Below are 15,869 nucleotides of genomic sequence, written 5' to 3'. Positions count from 1 at the left end.
TTCGCAGAGCGGGCGAAGCGACGTCACTGCTTCAGTTGAACAACCCTGTCGGCTCCGAGTGATTTGAGAAACGCTTCATCGTGGCTCACCGCAATGACCGCACCATCGTAGGTTTCCATTGCCTCTTCCAAGGCTTCGATACCGCTCAGATCGAGGTGATTGGTCGGCTCGTCCAGGATCAGCAACGCAGGGGGCGGAGTGCCGCCAAGGGCGCATGCCAGACCACCGCGTAGCCGCTCGCCTCCACTCAGGTCACCTGCGCGGCGCAGGGCGTCATCCGCTCGGAACCCGAACCGGGCCAAAGCCGCATGGGCCGTCTGCGTCGTTGCGGCGGGGTTCACCGCCAGAAAGTTCTCGCGCAGGGGCAAGTCGGGATCGAGCAGGCCAACATGCTGATCCAGCATTGCGAATGGGACGGCGCGGTCCACCTGCCCGAACTGCGGGGTGAGTTGACCGATGATAAGCTTGAGAAGCGTGGTTTTTCCACAGCCGTTCGGCCCGGCGATGACGATCCGCTCGGGGCCGGTGACGGCCAAAGACAGATCTCGGATTACCGGGCGGTTTGGATCGTGTCCGCCTGTCACAGCATCCAGCCGCAGAACGGTCTTTCCGTGCGGTAGGCCGGTCGGTGCGATCTCCATGCGCAAGGGCTCCAAAACCTCTATTTTCTCGCGCGCGATGGCTAGTGCTTTTTCGGCCGCATTGCGCCGGGCTTCGCGCAGATGGACGCCCGCGCCGCCCGAAGCTTCGGCCCGCTCCTTGGCGGCATCCATGAGAATTTTCGGCTGATCGCCCTTCGCCCGCGCGTTGCGTCCGGCACTGTCCTTGCGGGCCTTGCGCTCGGCCGCTTGTTGCGCACGATGTGCGGCCTCTGCGCGGGTCTTTTCTGCATAAGCCAGATCACGTGACGCGGCCTCCAATTCGGTATCCTTATGCTCCCGATAAACGGAGTAGTTGCCGCCAAACCTGGTCGTGCCAAGCGACGAGAGTTCAACGATGGCGTCCATTTCCTCCAATAGCTCACGATCATGACTCGCGATGATCGCGCCGCCGTTCCAGGCGCGAATAAGGTCAATCACGGTCCTGCGTCCGTCCCGGTCGAGGTTGTTTGTCGGCTCGTCCAGCAACAGGAAATCAGGCTTTCCCAGGATCAGCGCAGCAAGGGCGGCCCTGCTGCGCTCTCCGCCGGAAAGCGTGGCAAGCCGCGTCTGCGGCTCGGCTGTCAGACCGCAACTGGCAAGCGCGGCGTCTATCCGGGCGAGCAGCGTCCAGTCGGCCTCATCAAGGTCATCGGCTGTCGCCTCGCCCGCCTCGGCTCGATCGAGCAGGTCGAGCGATGCCCGCACTCCGAATAGATCGGCGATGGTGTCGTCCGAATGATGCATCGCATCCTGCCGCATCATGCCAATGGACCCGGTCACGCAAACTTTCCCTGTGGCCGGGTTCAGATGCCCCGCGATCAGGCGCAGAAGCGTGCTTTTACCAGTCCCGTTGCGTCCCACAAGGCCAATGCGCTCGGGGCCGAAGGTCAGGTTGAGGTCGGAGAAAAGCGGTGTACCGTCAGGGGTGGACCAGGACAGCTCGGACAGGGAAACAGATACAGGCATGGGACAAGACTTCTCGCAGCGAAACCAGAGGGGTGAAGGCGGCGATGGTCATGTCCATGTCGAGTGTATCTCCTATGCGGCGATGACGTCTACTTAGTTGCGTCTCCGTGCTTTCGCAAGAACGCGCCCGAAGCGGTCATTGCGCACTGGGTCCACTGCGGGTTCTCGACTGCAAAAGGCCGGCGGCAACGCCTCTTTTTTCGGTACGGCGAACTCCGATAAACCTTTTGGCGATCCCGCGAGGACTCGAACCCCGAACCTGCTGATTAGAAGTCAGCTGCTCTATCCAGTTGAGCTACGGGACCGCTTGACGAAAGCCTTACCCAAGCGCGGGTGCGAATTCAAAGGCGAAATCACGCGAAGGGGTCCTCGGGATAGCCGACGCCCGTAAGATAGAGGCCTTGTGGCGGACAAACCGGGCCGCAGGCGGCACGGTCGCGGGCCTCGAGCGCCGCTTTCACCTGGTTCGGTGCCCAGGCCCCGGCGCCGACGCGCTCCAGCGTGCCGACGATGCTGCGCACCTGGTTGTGCAGGAAGGACCTGGCGCGCAGGCGGAACTGGATCTCGCGCCCGCCGAGGCCTTCGACCTGCGAGATGGCGATCTCGTCCATTGTTTTCACGGGGCTTTTCGCCTGGCAGATGGTCGAGCGGAAGGTGGTGAAATCGTGGTGGCCTACTAGATAGGCCGCACCTTCGCGCATGGCCTCGACATCCAGAGCGTTCTGCACGCGCCAGACCAGCCCCTTGTCGTGGGTGGCCGGGGCGCGGCGGACCAGCAGGCGAAAGAGATAGCGACGCTCGATGGCGGAAAAGCGCGCGTGCCAGTCGTCGGCGACCTGCGCACAGTCGAGGATCGCGACGGGCAGGGGTTTCAGGTGATAATTCAACGCCTCGGACAGGCGGAATGGGTCCCAATCCTTGGCCATGTCGCATTGCGCGACCTGTGCCAGCCCGTGCACGCCGGCATCGGTGCGACCCGCCGCTGCAATCGTGTGAGGCCGCGGCTCCAACCGCGCCAGCGCCTCCTCGATCGCGCCTTGTACTGAAGGCTGATCGGCCTGTCGCTGCCAGCCGGCGAAGGGCGCGCCGTGATATTCGACTTTCAATGCATAGCGGGGCATGAAAAGGCCTTAGCGTGGCCGGGGGCGGGGAACAATCCCCCAACGCTCCCCTCTGGCACATGCCGGGTGTGCGGCCTATCTTTAGCGGAAAGAGAAGGGGCAGTTTGGTGCTTTCGGATATTGCAGATGGGCTGACGCGCGGGGTGGAACGCGTGGGCGACACGCTGTCTGGCGCGTTCATGGAGCCCGTGATCCGGCTGGGCGTCACCGGGCTGAGCCGCGCTGGCAAGACGGTGTTCATCACCTCGCTGGTGGCCAACCTGATGGATCGCGGCCGGATGCCGGGGCTTGTCGCCGCCGCCGAAGGACGCATTTCGGCGGCCTATTTGCAGCCGCAGCCCGACGACACGCTGCCCCGGTTCGAGTATGAAAAACACCTGGGCGCGCTGACCGCCGAGACGCCGCGTTGGCCGGACAGCACAAGGACCGTTTCGGAGTTGCGCCTGTCGCTGCGGGTGCGCCCCTCGGGGTTGCTGGCCGGGTTGCAGGGGCCGCGTACGGTGCATCTGGACATCGTGGATTACCCCGGCGAATGGCTGCTGGACCTGGGTCTGATGGACAAGAGCTATGCGGAATGGTCCGCCGAAACACTGGGCCGTTTGGCGGCGCGTGCGCAGGCGCAGGATTTTCTGGCAAAGGCCCGCGAGGTGGATGCCACGGCCAAGCTGGAGGAGCCTGTGGCGCAGTCGCTGGCCGAGGCGTTCACCGCCTATTTGAACGCGGCGCGCGCGGCGGGACTGTCGGACTGCACGCCAGGGCGGTTCCTGTTGCCTGGCGATCTGGCCGGCTCTCCGGTGCTGACCTTCGCGCCGTTGCCCATGCCCGACAGCCCGCCGCGCCGGTCGCTGTGGCGCGAGATGGAGCGGCGGTTCGAGGCCTATAAATCCAAGGTCGTCAAACCCTTCTTTCGCGATCATTTCTCGAGGATCGACCGGCAGGTCGTGCTGGTGGATGCGCTGGGGGCCATTCACAACGGTCCGCAGGCGGTCGAGGACATGCGCCGCGCGATGGCCGATATCCTTGGGGCGTTCAGGCCCGGGCGGAACGCCTTTCTGTCCAGGCTTCTGATCGGGCAGCGGGTGGAGAAAATCCTGTTCGCGGCCACCAAGGCCGACCATTTGCACCATACGCAACATGGGCGCCTTACGGGGATCATCGAGGCGCTGATGCGGGATGCGCGGAACCGGGCGGATTTCGCCGGGGCGGAGACGGCGGGTATGGCGATTGCCGCCTTGCGGGCCACGACCGAGGAAACGCGGGAGCATGGCGGTCAGACGCTCGATTGCGTGCGCGGCACGCTGATGGGCCCCGAAGGCGGGCGCGGCAAGCAGGCGGCGTTTTATCCCGGTGCCTTGCCGGAGGACCCGGCGCATTTGCTGGGGCCGGCGCGGGACGGAGCCGAAGCGTGGTTGGAGGCCGAGTACGAGGTGATGAATTTCGCCCCCGCGCGCCTGACGCTGAAACGCGGCGAAGGCCCACCGCATATCCGGCTGGATCGGGCGGCGCAGTTTCTGATCGGGGATCGGTTATGACCCCTTTCGACGCACGTCTGAAGCATGTGCCGGGGCTGTTGGCCGTCTTGTGGCAGCATCGAAGCGGGCATTGGTGGGATGACCTGAAAATCATGGTCAGGATGACGCGGCGCGGCTGTGTCCGGGCGGTGCGCGACGATACGCGACTGGCCGGTTTCATCCTTTGCACGGGCCCCGAACTACATGCGCTTTACGTGCATCCAAAGGCGCAGGGCAAAGGGGTGGGCCGCCTGTTGTTGCTGGATGCCAAGCGAGAGCGGGATCGGCTAAACCTTTGGGTTGCCGAGGAAAATGCTGGAGGGCGGCGGTTCTATTGCCGGCACGGCTTTGCCGAGAAGACGCGCGCCGATGGTGCGAGAAATGACGAGGGGCGGCCCGAGATCCTGATGGTCTGGCCGCCGGAACGCAGGGTGGAGTCATGAGCAAGCGGCCGGTTCTGATCGACATCGAAGAGGAAGGCGACAACCCACGCCCCGACATGGCGCCGCCGGTGCCGGACCCTGTGGTGGAAGGTCATGCCGAGGGGCGGGCAATGCAGACCGTGGCGACGCTGGCGGCGAGGAAGCCGTCGCGCCTGGCGCGGTGGTTCTGGGGGTTGTTGCTGTCGATCCTGGGGGCGGTGATTTCCTTTGCCGCGTGGGATTTCGTGATGGCGTTGCTGGCGCGGAACGTGGTGCTGGGATACGCCGTGACCGCGCTGATCGCGGCGTTTGCCCTTGTCTGCCTGATCATCGTCATCCGCGAGATGGCGGCGTTTTCCCGGCTGGCACGTATCGACAAGCTGCACCGGGCGGCGGATGCGGCGCTGGCTGGGGCGGACCTCAAACAGGCGCGGGGCGTGGTGCAGGACCTGACGCAGCTTTATTCGGGCCGCGACGATACGAGCTGGGGGCGCGACCGTTTGCGGGATTATGGCCCCGAGCAGATGGATGCGGGCAGCCTGCTGGGGCTGGCCGAAACCGAGCTGTTGGCGCCGCTGGACCGGGCCGCGGCGCGCGAGATCGAGGCCGCCGCACGACAGGTGGCAACGGTGACGGCGGTAGTGCCGCTGGCCTTTGCCGACGTGATCGCGGCGCTGACGTCGAACCTGCGGATGATCCGGCGCATCGCGGAGATCTATGGCGGTCGTTCTGGCACGCTGGGCAGCTGGCGGCTGGCCCGTGCGGTGATGACGCATCTTGTGGCCACGGGCGCCGTGGCGGTGGGCGACGACCTGATTGGCTCGGTCGCGGGGGGAAGCCTTTTGTCCAAGGTGTCGCGCCGGTTCGGCGAGGGGATCGTCAATGGCGCGCTGACCGCGCGGGTGGGCGTCGCGGCGATGGAGGTGTGCCGGCCCCTGCCGTTCCGGGCGGGCAAGCGGCCCTCGGTCACGCGGATGGTGCAAAGGGCGCTGACTGGCCTCTTCGGCGGGGTTAACAAAGGGTAAACGAGCGATGGTTTTCGTTCGTTGGGTCGGTTTTTTCGCCTCAAGGCAGTTATAGCCTCAAGACTTTACCCAAATTAGCGGGAAATCGTTAACGTCCGGTCGCCGTTGCGTGCGTCAGAACGGGTTACCCAGCTTCGGGATGCCGCCGGGCAGGGTCTCGCGGTTCACGACGCCCGCGCGCAGGGTCTGGCCGATGCGGTGGGCGAGCGCCGACCAGGCGGCGGCCTTGGTCGGGGAAAGCTCGGACTGCAGGGTGTTGTCGAAGAGGTCGAGCCACATCGAGAACATGCCGGGTTTGACGTTGCCCGCCTGCACATGGGCCTGCATGGCATTGCCCACGTAGCATCGCTCGTGCAGGATCGTATTGGCCCAGAAATCGCTGACACGCGCCTCGTGCGCGGGCCAGTCGGTGACGTGCGCGGCAAAGACAGGGGCCAGGCCGGGGTGGGCGCGGCACGCGGCGTAGAAGGCCGAGACCACGCGCTCGATCTCGGCGCGGGTGATCTCGAAACGGGGGGGCAGGGCCGGTGTCATGGCCTCGAATCTGGCCGTTGGATGGGCCGGATGCAATGGCAAACACGATTCGGAAAACATGGTTAACGCCGCAGGTTTGCCGGAAATCGGCACGTCGGTATCGCGTCGGTATTCGGGTGGTCCGCCGACGGTGCGGATTTTGCCGATCCGACGGGTTAACGGGGCGGGCGTTGCAAAAGCCTTGAGAAGGCTTTTGCCAAGACTTTTCTGAAAAGTCTTGGCCGCCGTCGGCGGGGCCGGGGTTCTACGGCTTGCTCCTTGGAACGCGCCCACCTATAACGCCCCCCATCATGACCCGCTTTGCGATCATCATTCGAATTACATGCCCGGCGCTCTGAAACAGACGAGCCGCCGGGATCATAGGCGTATGGACGCACCGCGCCGCCCCCACCCAGAGATTGAAATGCCAGTGACAAAGGACGTCACAGATGTGTTCCGAGACACCCGATTACAAAGACACGCTGAACCTGCCGCAGACCGAGTTCCCGATGCGCGCGGGCCTGCCCAAGCGCGAGCCCGAGTGGCTGGAGCGGTGGAACGGCCTGAAGGTCTATGACCGCCTGCGCGAGAAGGCGGACGCCGAGCCGCGCCAGCCGTTTACGCTGCATGACGGACCGCCCTATGCCAACGGGCACCTGCATATCGGCCACGCGCTGAACAAGATCCTGAAGGACATGGTTGTGCGGTCCCAGCAGATGATGGGGCGCGATGCGCGCTATATCCCCGGCTGGGATTGTCACGGCCTGCCGATCGAGTGGAAGATCGAAGAGCAATACCGCAAGAAGGGCCAGAACAAGGACGCGGTGGATATCGTCGATTTCCGCGCCGAGTGCCGCAAGTTTGCCGAAGGCTGGATCGATATCCAGCGCGACGAGTTCAAGCGTCTGGGCGTGACCGGGAAATGGGAGAAGCCTTACCTCACGATGGATTTCCGCGCCGAGCGGATCATCGCGGAGGAGTTCCAGAAGTTCCTGATGAACGGGACTTTGTATCAGGGCTCGAAGCCGGTGATGTGGTCTCCGGTGGAGAAGACCGCGCTGGCGGAGGCGGAGGTGGAGTATCACGACAAGGAGAGCTTTACGGTTTGGGTGAAGTTCGCCGTGGCCGAGGGCCACGGCGACCCCGGCCCCCGAGCCGGGGTCTCGGAGAGCAAAGAGGTCCCGGGTCAAGCCCGGGACGGGTTGGAGAACGCTTACGTCGTCATCTGGACCACGACGCCCTGGACCATGCCGTCGAACAAGGCGGTCGTGTATGGCGAGGACATCGCCTATGGCCTTTACGAGGTCACGGGCACGCCGGACGAGTGCTGGGCCAATGTGGGCGACCGGTTCATCCTGGCCGACAAGCTGGCGGCGGACGTGATGGGCCGGGCGCGGTTGAATGACGATCAGTGGAGCCGGGTGCGAGACGTGACCGCCGATGAGCTGGCGGGTCTCAGCCTGAAACACCCGCTGCACGGCGCCGAAGGCTCGAATGGCGAGTGGGACGATCTGCGCGATTTCCGCGCCGCCGATTTCGTGACCGACGAGGAAGGCACCGGGTTCGTGCATTGCGCGCCTAGCCACGGGATGGAGGAATACGAGCTTTATCGTGGCCTCGGGATGCTGGACCAGGTCATCACCTATAACGTGATGGACGATGGCGGTTTCCGCGCCGATCTGCCGTTCTTTGGCGGCACCTATATCCTTGACCGCAAGGGCAAGGAGGGCAACGCCAACAAGACGATCATCGACAAGCTGGTGGAGGTGGGTGGCCTGCTGGCGCGGGGCAAGATCAAGCACAGCTATCCCCATAGCTGGCGGTCGAAGGCGCCGGTGATCTATCGCAATACGCCGCAGTGGTTCGCCGCGATCGACAAGGCCGTCGGTGACGGTCAGAACGCCAGCGGCGAGACGATCCGGCAGCGGGCGCTGACCGAGATCGACAAGGTGCAGTGGACGCCCAAGACCGGGCGCAACCGTTTGTATTCCATGATGGAATCGCGGCCGGACTGGGTTTTGTCCCGTCAACGGGCCTGGGGCGTGCCGCTGACTTGTTTTGTCAAAAAGGGCGCGATGCCCACGGACGAGGGCTTTCTGCTGCGGGATGAGGCGGTCAACGCGCGCATCCTGGAGGCATTCGAGGCCGAGGGCGCGGATGCGTGGTACAAGGACGGTGCCAAGGAGCGGTTCCTTGGGAATGACTATGACCCGAACGAGTGGGAGAAGGTCGACGACATTCTCGACGTCTGGTTCGATTCCGGCTCGACCCATGCGTTCGTTCTGCGCGACCGCGAGGACGGGTCCGAGGACGGCATGGCGGACCTGTACCTGGAAGGCACCGACCAGCACCGGGGATGGTTCCATTCGTCCATGCTGCAATCCTGTGGCACGACGGGGCATGCGCCCTATCGCGGCGTGCTGACACACGGCTTCACGCTGGACGAGAAGGGCAACAAGATGTCCAAGTCGCTCGGCAACACGATCGTGCCGGACGAGGTGGTCAAGCAATACGGTGCCGATATCCTGCGGTTGTGGGTGGCGCAGACGGATTACACCAACGATCAGCGGATCGGGCCGGAGATCCTGAAAGGGACCGCCGACAGCTATCGCCGGCTGCGCAACACGATGCGGTTCCTGCTGGGCGCGCTGAGCCATTTCAGCGAGGACGACCGGGTGGCGCCCGCCGACATGCCGGAGCTGGAGCGTTGGGTGCTGCACCGGCTGGCGGAACTGGATCACAAGGTGCGGACGGGTTACGCCGCCTATGATTTCCAGGGGGTGTTCCAGGCGCTCTTTAACTTCGCCACGGTGGAGCTCTCCGCGTTCTACTTCGATATCCGCAAGGATGCGCTTTATTGCGACGGGGACACGGCCCGGCGGCGGGCGGCGCGGACGGTGATGGATATCCTGTTCCATCGCCTGACCACGTGGCTGGCGCCGGTGCTGGTGTTCACCATGGAAGAGGTCTGGCTGGAACGGTTCCCGGGCGAGGACAGTTCCGTGCACCTGGTGGATGTCCCGGAGACGCCGAAGGAATGGTTGAACGAGCCGCTGGCCGCGAAATGGGCCACGGTGCGGCAGGCGCGGCGCGTGGTGACGGCGGCGCTGGAGGTGCAACGGACCGACAAGGTGATCGGGGCGTCGCTGGAAGCGGCGCCGGTGGTGCATGTGCGGGATGCCGAGGCGCTGGAGGTGCTGAAATCGGTGAATTTCGACGATATCTGCATCACCTCCGATATCCGGCTGACCGACGATCCCAGACCGGCGGAGGCGTACCGCCTGCCGGAAGTGGACGGTGTGACCGTAGTGTTCGAGCGCGCGGAAGGCGAGAAGTGCCAGCGGTGCTGGAAGATCCTGCCGGATGTGGGCACGCACAAGCATCCGGGGGTCTGTGCGCGGTGTAACGAGGCGTTGGGGTGACGGGGGGGGGTGAAACCCCACCCTACGGCATGACGGATGATGAGATCGCCAAGACATTGATGCGGCTGGCGCGGGAGCGTGGGGCGGGCAAAACCTTTTGCCCGTCCGAGGCGGCGCGGGCGCTGTCGGGCGACTGGCGTAATTTGATGCCGCGTGTGCGTGAGGTTGCGGCAGGGCTGCCGCTGGTGGCGACGCAGAAAGGTGTGGCCGTCGATCCGGTGGAGGCAAGTGGGCCGATCCGGTTGGGTTTGGCCGAAGGAGAGACGTGATGCCGCCCCTTCAGACGATGTCGACCGGGTTCGTCGTGGCCATGGTCGGGTTCTTCAGTTCCTTTCCCATCGTGTTGCAGGGATTGGCCGCCGTGGGCGCGAGCGATGCGCAGGCGGCCTCGGGCCTGATGGCGGCGGCGCTGGCGATGGGGCTGGCGGGGATCGTGCTGAGCCTGTGGACGAAGATGCCCGCCTCGGTCGCGTGGTCGACGCCGGGGGCGGCGCTGCTGGCGGTGACGGCTCCTGTGGAAGCGGGGTTTGCCGGTGCGGTGGCCGGGTTCCTGGTGGCGGGGGCTTTGACGGTGATCTCGGGGCTTTGGCGGCCGCTGGGGCGGCTGGCGGCGGCGATACCGGCGCCGCTGGCGCAGGCGATGCTGGGGGGCGTGCTGATGCCGCTGGTGGTCGTGCCGGTGCTGGCGGTGGCCGAGACGCCGGTGGTGATCGGGCCGATCCTGGCGGCGTGGTTTGTGCTGGGCCGGATCAACAAGTTGTTGGCGGTACCGGGCGCGGTCGTGGCGGCGGGGATCACGGTGCTGGTCTACGGCGACCTGGCCGCGTTTGATGCCGGAGGCTGGGTGACGGCGCCGGTTTTCGTGATGCCGGAGGTCTCGCTGGCCGCCGTTCTGGGGATCGGCCTGCCGCTTTACGTGGTGACGATGGCGACGCAGAACGTGCCCGGTCTGGCGGTGATGCGGGCGCATGGATACGCGCCGGAGCCGGGGCCATTGTTGAGTGTCGTGGGCGGGTTCAGCGTGCTGTCGGCGCCGGGCGGCGCGCCGCAGACGTGTCTGGCGGCCATCACCGCGGCGATGTGCGCGGACGAGGACAGCCACCCGGACCCCGCGAAACGCTATTGGTCGGCGGTGATGGCGGGGGTGTTTTACTGCGTGTTGGGGGTATTTGCCGGCGTGATCACGACCTTCGCGGGCCTTGCGCCGCCGATGGTGATGGCGAGCGTGGCGGGGGTGGCCCTGTTGGGCGTCTTCGCCAATTCCACGGCGGCGGCGCTGGGCGATGCGGAGTATCGCGAGGCGGCGGTGATCACCTTCGTGGTCACGGCCTCGGGCGTGACGGTGTTCGGGCTGGGCGGGGCCGTCTGGGGGCTGTTGGCCGGGGGGCTCGTGCAGTTCGTTAAGTGGATGAAGGTGTAGGGACGCGCGTGGGTTTTCACCCACCCTACGCCGCTCGATATGCGTTGATGCAACGCACAAAGGAGGCGAGCGTCAGCCCCTGGGGTGACGATCCGACGGCAAATCTGAAGCACCTAATGCCTGCCAAACACAGCCTCGGAATGATCAAGGCGCCCAGCCTCAGCCAAATCGCCAGCCCGAGGGAGGGGCTGACGATGGCCGGGCCGCTTCGCGGCTGTTAACCGGCTGGGGGCTCGATATTGGTGTCTCACTCTGGCTCGATCCCGGCATTCGTTGCTGGTGGCACGAATATCGGCTTTGCGGGACGAAGCGAACCTTCGCAGGGATATGCGGAAGTCAGCTTCGGTGATCTGGAAGATCACGCGGGGCAGGCATAGATATGGCTTCATGAGTTGGAGTATTCATGTTGCCAATGCTTCCGGTCGGTTCGACGGCCTCGGCACGCCGATCCACGACGCGATTGAAAGAGCGCAAGCGCGTGCGGAGACTGTAACCGAGCCCGTTGATATCGATGTGGTCGTGCAGGCTTGGCCTGGCCGTGCAATCGCTCACCTCGGGTTCATGGGATACGCACCCACCGGCGATATGATCCAACTGACGTTTGACCCTGACAATCCGAACTGCGCGCATAATTTGGGCGAACCCCTCGAGCGAACAATCGTCCACGAGTTGCACCATGTCCTGCGCTGGCGCGGGCCGGGATATGGACGCTCATTGGGTGAAGCCCTTGTCACTGAAGGGTTGGCAGGCCACTTCGCACAGCAGCTATACGGCAGCCCTCCGGAAAGGTGGGAATGTGCGCTCGACACCAAAGATCTCGCACGATCGGCGCGTGACGCATCGGCGGCTTGGGGTGACGAAGAATACGACCATGCCGCATGGTTTTTCGGGACAGAGCCAGCGTGGCGGGGCTACTCTCTGGGGTTTTCCTTGGTTCGCCAGTTCTTGAAACGATATCCCGACGAGACGCCCGCCAAATTGGTTCATGCCGAAGCTTGCAGGTTTCGTGAGGTCCTCGAAGATGTCGTCAATCACCGGTGACACACGACCGAAACAAACGTCGCGGCGTCGCTGATAGCAGCCATTCGTGTGCGCTGCAGCATCAGGTGGTCTGGGCTACAAGCCGCCGTTGCGGGCCTTGCGCTTCGCCTAGTCCCTCCAGGTCGGATGGAAGCGGTTGCCGGGCGACAGGGTGAAGATCTCGCAGCCGTCTGCGGTGACGCCGATGGAATGTTCGAACTGGGCCGAGAGGGAGCGGTCGCGGGTGACGGCGGTCCAGTCGTCGGAGAGCACCTTGGTTTCGGGGCGGCCGAGGTTCACCATCGGTTCGATGGTGAAAAACATGCCTTCCTCGAGCGTGGGGCCGGTGCCTTCGCGGCCGTAATGCAGCACGTTGGGCGGGGCATGGAACACCCGGCCCAGGCCGTGGCCGCAGAAGTCGCGCACCACGCTCATGCGCTGGCCTTCGACGAAGCTCTGGATGGCATGGCCGATATCGCCGAAGGTGTTGCCGGGCTTCACCGCCTCGATCCCCTTCATCAGGCTGTCATGGGTGATCTGGATCAGGCGCTCGATCTTGCGGTTGCGCTTGCCGGCGACATACATCCGCGATGTGTCGCCATACCAGCCATCGACGATCACGGTGACGTCGATGTTCAGGATATCGCCATCCTTCAGCTTCTTGTCGCCGGGGATGCCGTGGCAGACCACGTGATTGACGCTGATGCAGCTGGCGTGCTGGTAGCCCTTGTAGCCGATGGTGGCGGATTTCGCGCCGGCCTCGGTGACCTTGTCTTCGATGAACTTGTCCAGAACGGCGGTGGTCTGGCCCACTTCGACAAGGTCGGCGACCTGATCGAGGATCTCGGCGGCGAGCGCGCCGGCCTTGTGCATACCGGCGAAATCCGCCGCCTCGTGGATGCGGATGCCGTCGCGGGTCAGTCTGCCTCGGTGTTGTTCGTTCACGTCTGGGTCCATGCGAGTCAATTCTTTGAGGTGTATGTAGGCCGAATTCGGCCATAGGACCAGAGGGGCAGGTCACCGCAGGGGCAATGTGCGCCGAATTTCGACCTCTTCGGGCGAGATTGCACAATCGTAGGCCAGAACCTCGACCCCCGCGAGGCGGGCCATCAGCAGCGCCTCGGCATAGACGTGGTCTATGTCGGCGGCCACGGTCAGACGCGTGCAGTCGGTGCGCTGGACGAGGTAGAAGAGCACCGCGCGGTGGCCGGACCTGGCCATGTCTGCCAGTTCGCGCAGGTGCTTGGCGCCGCGAGCGGTGACGCTGTCGGGGAACTCGGCAAGACCCTTTTCGCGGCTGAGCGTGACGGATTTGACCTCGATATAGGCGTCGGGCAGGTCCGGGCCGCGCAAAAGGAAGTCGATCCGGCTGTTTTGCCCGTATTTCTGTTCGGACAGGACGGTGTCGTAGGCGGCAAGCTCGGGGATGTCGCCGGCGGTCAGCGCGACCTTGAGGGCCTTGTTGGGCAGGCCGGTGTCGACGCCGGTGAAGTGGCCGTCGCCGTGGTCCACCAGCCGCCAGCCGTATTTCAGCTTTTTCTTCGGATCGTCATTGGGTTCGACCCAGATGCGCATTCCTTCGTCCGCCAGCCCCATCATCGAGCCGGGATTGGCGCAATGGGCCGTGACCTCGCGCCCGTTCTCGAGCCTTATATCCGCGAGGAAGCGTTTGTAGCGGCGGATCAGCGTGGCCGGTTCAAGAGGGGTTTGAAAGCGCATCAGCCATGCCTATACCGGAGCAAGACCTGCCGCAAGGAGAGCCGCCATGCCCAACCCAACCGCCGCGATGCTGGTGATCGGTGACGAGATCCTGTCGGGCCGCACGCGCGATGCCAACATGCACCACCTTGCCGGGCGGCTGACCGAGCATGGGATCGACCTGAAGGAGGTGCGCGTGGTGGCGGACGATCCGCGCGCCATCCAGGAGGCGGTCAAGGCGCTGGCGGGGGCGTATGATCACCTGTTCACCTCGGGCGGGATCGGGCCCACCCATGACGACATCACCGCAGAGAACGTGGCGGCGGCCTTTGGCCTGCCGATCGGTGTGCGCGACGATGCGCGGGCCATCCTGGAGGCGCATTACGAGCGTCAGGGGCTGGAGATCAACGAGGCGCGGCTGCGCATGGCGCGGGTCCCGGAGGGGGCCACGCTGATCGACAACCCGGTGAGCGGGGCGCCGGGGTTCACCCTGGAGAACGTGCACGTGATGGCCGGTGTGCCGAAGATCTTCGAGGCGATGGTGGAAGGGCTGTTGCCAACGCTGACGGGCGGACAGCCGGTGGTGTCGCAGACCTTGCGCGTGGAGCGCGGCGAGGGCGACATCGCGGGGCCGCTGGGCGCGCTGGCGGAGCGGTATGACGCGCTGTCCTTCGGGTCTTACCCGTTCATCGTGAACGGGCGTTTTGGCGTGAACGTGGTGATCCGGGGACAGGACGAGGCGGAGGTGACACGCGCGATGCAGGACCTGCAAGAGGCGTTTCCGGCATGAGCGGGCTGCCGGATGCCAGGAGGCTTTACGCGGTGACGGAGGCCACGTGGCCCGCCGCCGAGATGTTTGACGCGGGACCGTGGACCCTGCGCGACGGCAGGGGCGGGGGCAAGCGGGTCTCGGCGACGACGCTGCGCGAGCCGGGCACGCCGGTCAGCCGCGAGGCGCTGCCCGAGGCCGAGGCGAAGATGCGCGAGATGGGGCAGGACCTGCTCTTCATGATCCGGCATGGCGACGAGTCGCTGGACGCGATGCTGCGGGCCGCGGGGTATGACGTGATCGATCCCGTGAACATGTATGTCTGCCCGGTCGATACGCTGACGGGCGAGGACCCGCCGCCGGTGACGACCTTCGACCTGTGGGAGCCGATGGCGATCCAGCTGGATATCTGGGACGAGGGCGGCATCGGGCCGGCGCGGGTGGACGTGATGCGCCGGGTGGAGGGGCCCAAGACCTCGCTGTTCGGGCGGACGGCGAACCGGCCCGCGGCCACCGGGTTCGTCGCGATCTCGGACGGGGTGGCGATGATCCACGCGCTGGAAGTGCGAAAGGGCGAGCGGCGCGGCGGGCTTGGGCGGCACCTGACGCATCACGCGGCGCAGTGGGCCGCCGGGCAGGGCGCCACGCATCTGAGCGTGCTGTGTACCATCGCCAACGACGCGGCCAATGCGCTCTACTCTTCCCTCGGGATGACGCGTGTGGGACAGTATCATTACCGCATTAAGAAGGATGGCAAGACCCCATGAGCCAAGATGATCTGCCCACCGCCCTGAACCTGCCGATGGCGGACCCGCTGCCCGATGCCACGCGGAAATATTTCGATGTGTGTCAGGACAAGCTGGGCATGATCCCGAACGTGCTGCGGGCCTATGCCTTCGATATCGAGAAGCTGAACGCCTTCACGGCGATGTATAACGAGCTGATGCTGGGCGACAGTGGCCTGAGCAAGCTGGAGCGCGAGATGATCGCGGTGGTGGTCAGCTCGATCAACCGCTGCTGGTATTGCCAGGTGGCGCATGGCGCCGCGGTGCGGGCACTATCGGGCGATCCGGCCCTGGGCGAGGCGATGGTGATGAACTGGCGCGCGGCCGACCTGGACGCGCGGCAGACGGCTATGCTGGAATTTGCCGAGAAGGTCACCAAGGCGAGCGCCGAGACGGTCGAGGCGGACCGGCAGGCGCTGCGCGATGCTGGCTTTTCCGAGCGCGATATCTGGGACATCGCCGCCGTGGTAGGATTCTTCAGCATGTCGAACCGGATGGCCAGTGCCACGGGCATGAAGCCCAATCCCGAATATCACGGCCAGGCCCGCTGATCGGT

The 15,869-nt window shown here is 65.1% G+C and carries 16 protein-coding genes and 1 tRNA gene; 11 read left to right on the top strand and 6 right to left on the bottom strand.

All coding sequences use genetic code 11. The features are described from left to right. Positions 1–23: 23 nt before the first annotated feature. From FIU85_RS07110 to truA, 3 genes are all read right to left on the bottom strand, one after another. Positions 24–1,607 (bottom strand): ABC-F family ATP-binding cassette domain-containing protein, encoded by a 1,584-nt coding sequence (locus FIU85_RS07110; protein ID WP_152496380.1) that lies wholly within the window; start codon positions 1,605–1,607, stop codon positions 24–26. A gap of 228 nt (positions 1,608–1,835) precedes the next feature. After that, positions 1,836–1,912 (bottom strand) — tRNA-Arg (locus FIU85_RS07105). Between the two features lie 48 nt (positions 1,913–1,960). Beyond that, positions 1,961–2,728 carry a tRNA pseudouridine(38-40) synthase TruA gene (truA, locus tag FIU85_RS07100; protein WP_152496379.1) on the bottom strand — a complete coding sequence of 256 codons (768 nt, stop codon included), beginning with the start codon at positions 2,726–2,728 and terminating at the stop codon, positions 1,961–1,963. Positions 2,729–2,832: 104 nt separating this feature from the next. Between truA and FIU85_RS07095 the strand changes: the two genes are divergently transcribed. Genes FIU85_RS07095 through FIU85_RS07085 form a run of 3 tightly spaced genes read left to right on the top strand, consistent with a single transcriptional unit; the run spans position 2,833 to position 5,686 of the window. Then, positions 2,833–4,260, top strand: coding sequence for a YcjX family protein (locus tag FIU85_RS07095; protein WP_152496378.1), 1,428 nt, complete (start codon positions 2,833–2,835; stop codon positions 4,258–4,260). Then, complete coding sequence (locus FIU85_RS07090) at positions 4,257–4,682, top strand: N-acetyltransferase (protein WP_152491402.1); 426 nt, start codon at positions 4,257–4,259, stop codon at positions 4,680–4,682. Before FIU85_RS07095 ends, FIU85_RS07090 begins: the two co-directional genes overlap by 4 nt. Continuing rightward, positions 4,679–5,686 (top strand): YcjF family protein, encoded by a 1,008-nt coding sequence (locus tag FIU85_RS07085; RefSeq protein WP_152496377.1) that lies wholly within the window; start codon positions 4,679–4,681, stop codon positions 5,684–5,686. The genes FIU85_RS07090 and FIU85_RS07085 overlap by 4 nt, the downstream gene beginning before the upstream one ends. Before the next feature lie 114 nt (positions 5,687–5,800). Here FIU85_RS07085 and FIU85_RS07080 read toward each other — a convergent pair whose 3' ends face one another. Next, entirely contained in the window at positions 5,801–6,220 is a 420-nt protein-coding gene (locus FIU85_RS07080; RefSeq protein WP_152496376.1) for a group III truncated hemoglobin, read from the bottom strand. Here FIU85_RS07080 and FIU85_RS21940 point away from each other — a divergent pair. From FIU85_RS21940 to FIU85_RS07060, 5 genes are all read left to right on the top strand, one after another. Continuing rightward, complete coding sequence (locus FIU85_RS21940) at positions 6,219–6,431, top strand: hypothetical protein (RefSeq protein WP_172978815.1); 213 nt, start codon at positions 6,219–6,221, stop codon at positions 6,429–6,431. The two genes, FIU85_RS07080 and FIU85_RS21940, sit on opposite strands and share 2 nt — an antisense overlap. Positions 6,432–6,648: 217 nt before the next feature. Then, the gene (ileS, locus tag FIU85_RS07075) at positions 6,649–9,621 is read left to right on the top strand and encodes an isoleucine--tRNA ligase (protein ID WP_152496375.1); all 2,973 of its coding nucleotides are present in this window, start codon (positions 6,649–6,651) and stop codon (positions 9,619–9,621) included. 29 nt (positions 9,622–9,650) lie between these two features. Further along, positions 9,651–9,890, top strand: coding sequence for a DUF3253 domain-containing protein (locus FIU85_RS07070; RefSeq protein ID WP_152496374.1), 240 nt, complete (start codon positions 9,651–9,653; stop codon positions 9,888–9,890). Continuing rightward, positions 9,890–11,041 (top strand): benzoate/H(+) symporter BenE family transporter, encoded by a 1,152-nt coding sequence (locus tag FIU85_RS07065; protein WP_152496373.1) that lies wholly within the window; start codon positions 9,890–9,892, stop codon positions 11,039–11,041. Before FIU85_RS07070 ends, FIU85_RS07065 begins: the two co-directional genes overlap by 1 nt. A 387-nt stretch (positions 11,042–11,428) precedes the next feature. Then, complete coding sequence (locus FIU85_RS07060) at positions 11,429–12,082, top strand: DUF2268 domain-containing putative Zn-dependent protease (protein WP_172978814.1); 654 nt, start codon at positions 11,429–11,431, stop codon at positions 12,080–12,082. 108 nt (positions 12,083–12,190) lie between these two features. On the opposite strand, the gene map is transcribed toward FIU85_RS07060, so the two are convergent. Further along, the gene (gene map / locus FIU85_RS07055; RefSeq protein WP_152496371.1) at positions 12,191–13,018 is read right to left on the bottom strand and encodes a type I methionyl aminopeptidase; all 828 of its coding nucleotides are present in this window, start codon (positions 13,016–13,018) and stop codon (positions 12,191–12,193) included. Positions 13,019–13,078: 60 nt separating this feature from the next. After that, positions 13,079–13,780, bottom strand: coding sequence for a DNA/RNA nuclease SfsA (gene sfsA / locus FIU85_RS07050; protein WP_152496370.1), 702 nt, complete (start codon positions 13,778–13,780; stop codon positions 13,079–13,081). 46 nt (positions 13,781–13,826) lie between these two features. Here sfsA and FIU85_RS07045 point away from each other — a divergent pair, with 46 nt between their 5' ends. Genes FIU85_RS07045 through FIU85_RS07035 form a run of 3 tightly spaced genes read left to right on the top strand, consistent with a single transcriptional unit; the run spans position 13,827 to position 15,864 of the window. Next, positions 13,827–14,549 (top strand): molybdopterin-binding protein, encoded by a 723-nt coding sequence (locus tag FIU85_RS07045; protein ID WP_152496369.1) that lies wholly within the window; start codon positions 13,827–13,829, stop codon positions 14,547–14,549. After that, positions 14,546–15,295: a GNAT family N-acetyltransferase gene (locus FIU85_RS07040; RefSeq protein WP_152496368.1), complete on the top strand. Its 750-nt coding sequence runs from the start codon at positions 14,546–14,548 to the stop codon at positions 15,293–15,295. Before FIU85_RS07045 ends, FIU85_RS07040 begins: the two co-directional genes overlap by 4 nt. Continuing rightward, entirely contained in the window at positions 15,292–15,864 is a 573-nt protein-coding gene (locus tag FIU85_RS07035; RefSeq protein ID WP_152496367.1) for a peroxidase-related enzyme, read from the top strand. Before FIU85_RS07040 ends, FIU85_RS07035 begins: the two co-directional genes overlap by 4 nt. Positions 15,865–15,869: the final 5 nt, after the last annotated feature.

Source organism: Roseovarius sp. THAF8 (assembly GCF_009363735.1).
Taxonomy (GTDB): domain Bacteria; phylum Pseudomonadota; class Alphaproteobacteria; order Rhodobacterales; family Rhodobacteraceae; genus Roseovarius.
Note: the sequence above shows the minus strand (reverse complement) of the source record. Positions and strands in the feature narration are given on the sequence as shown.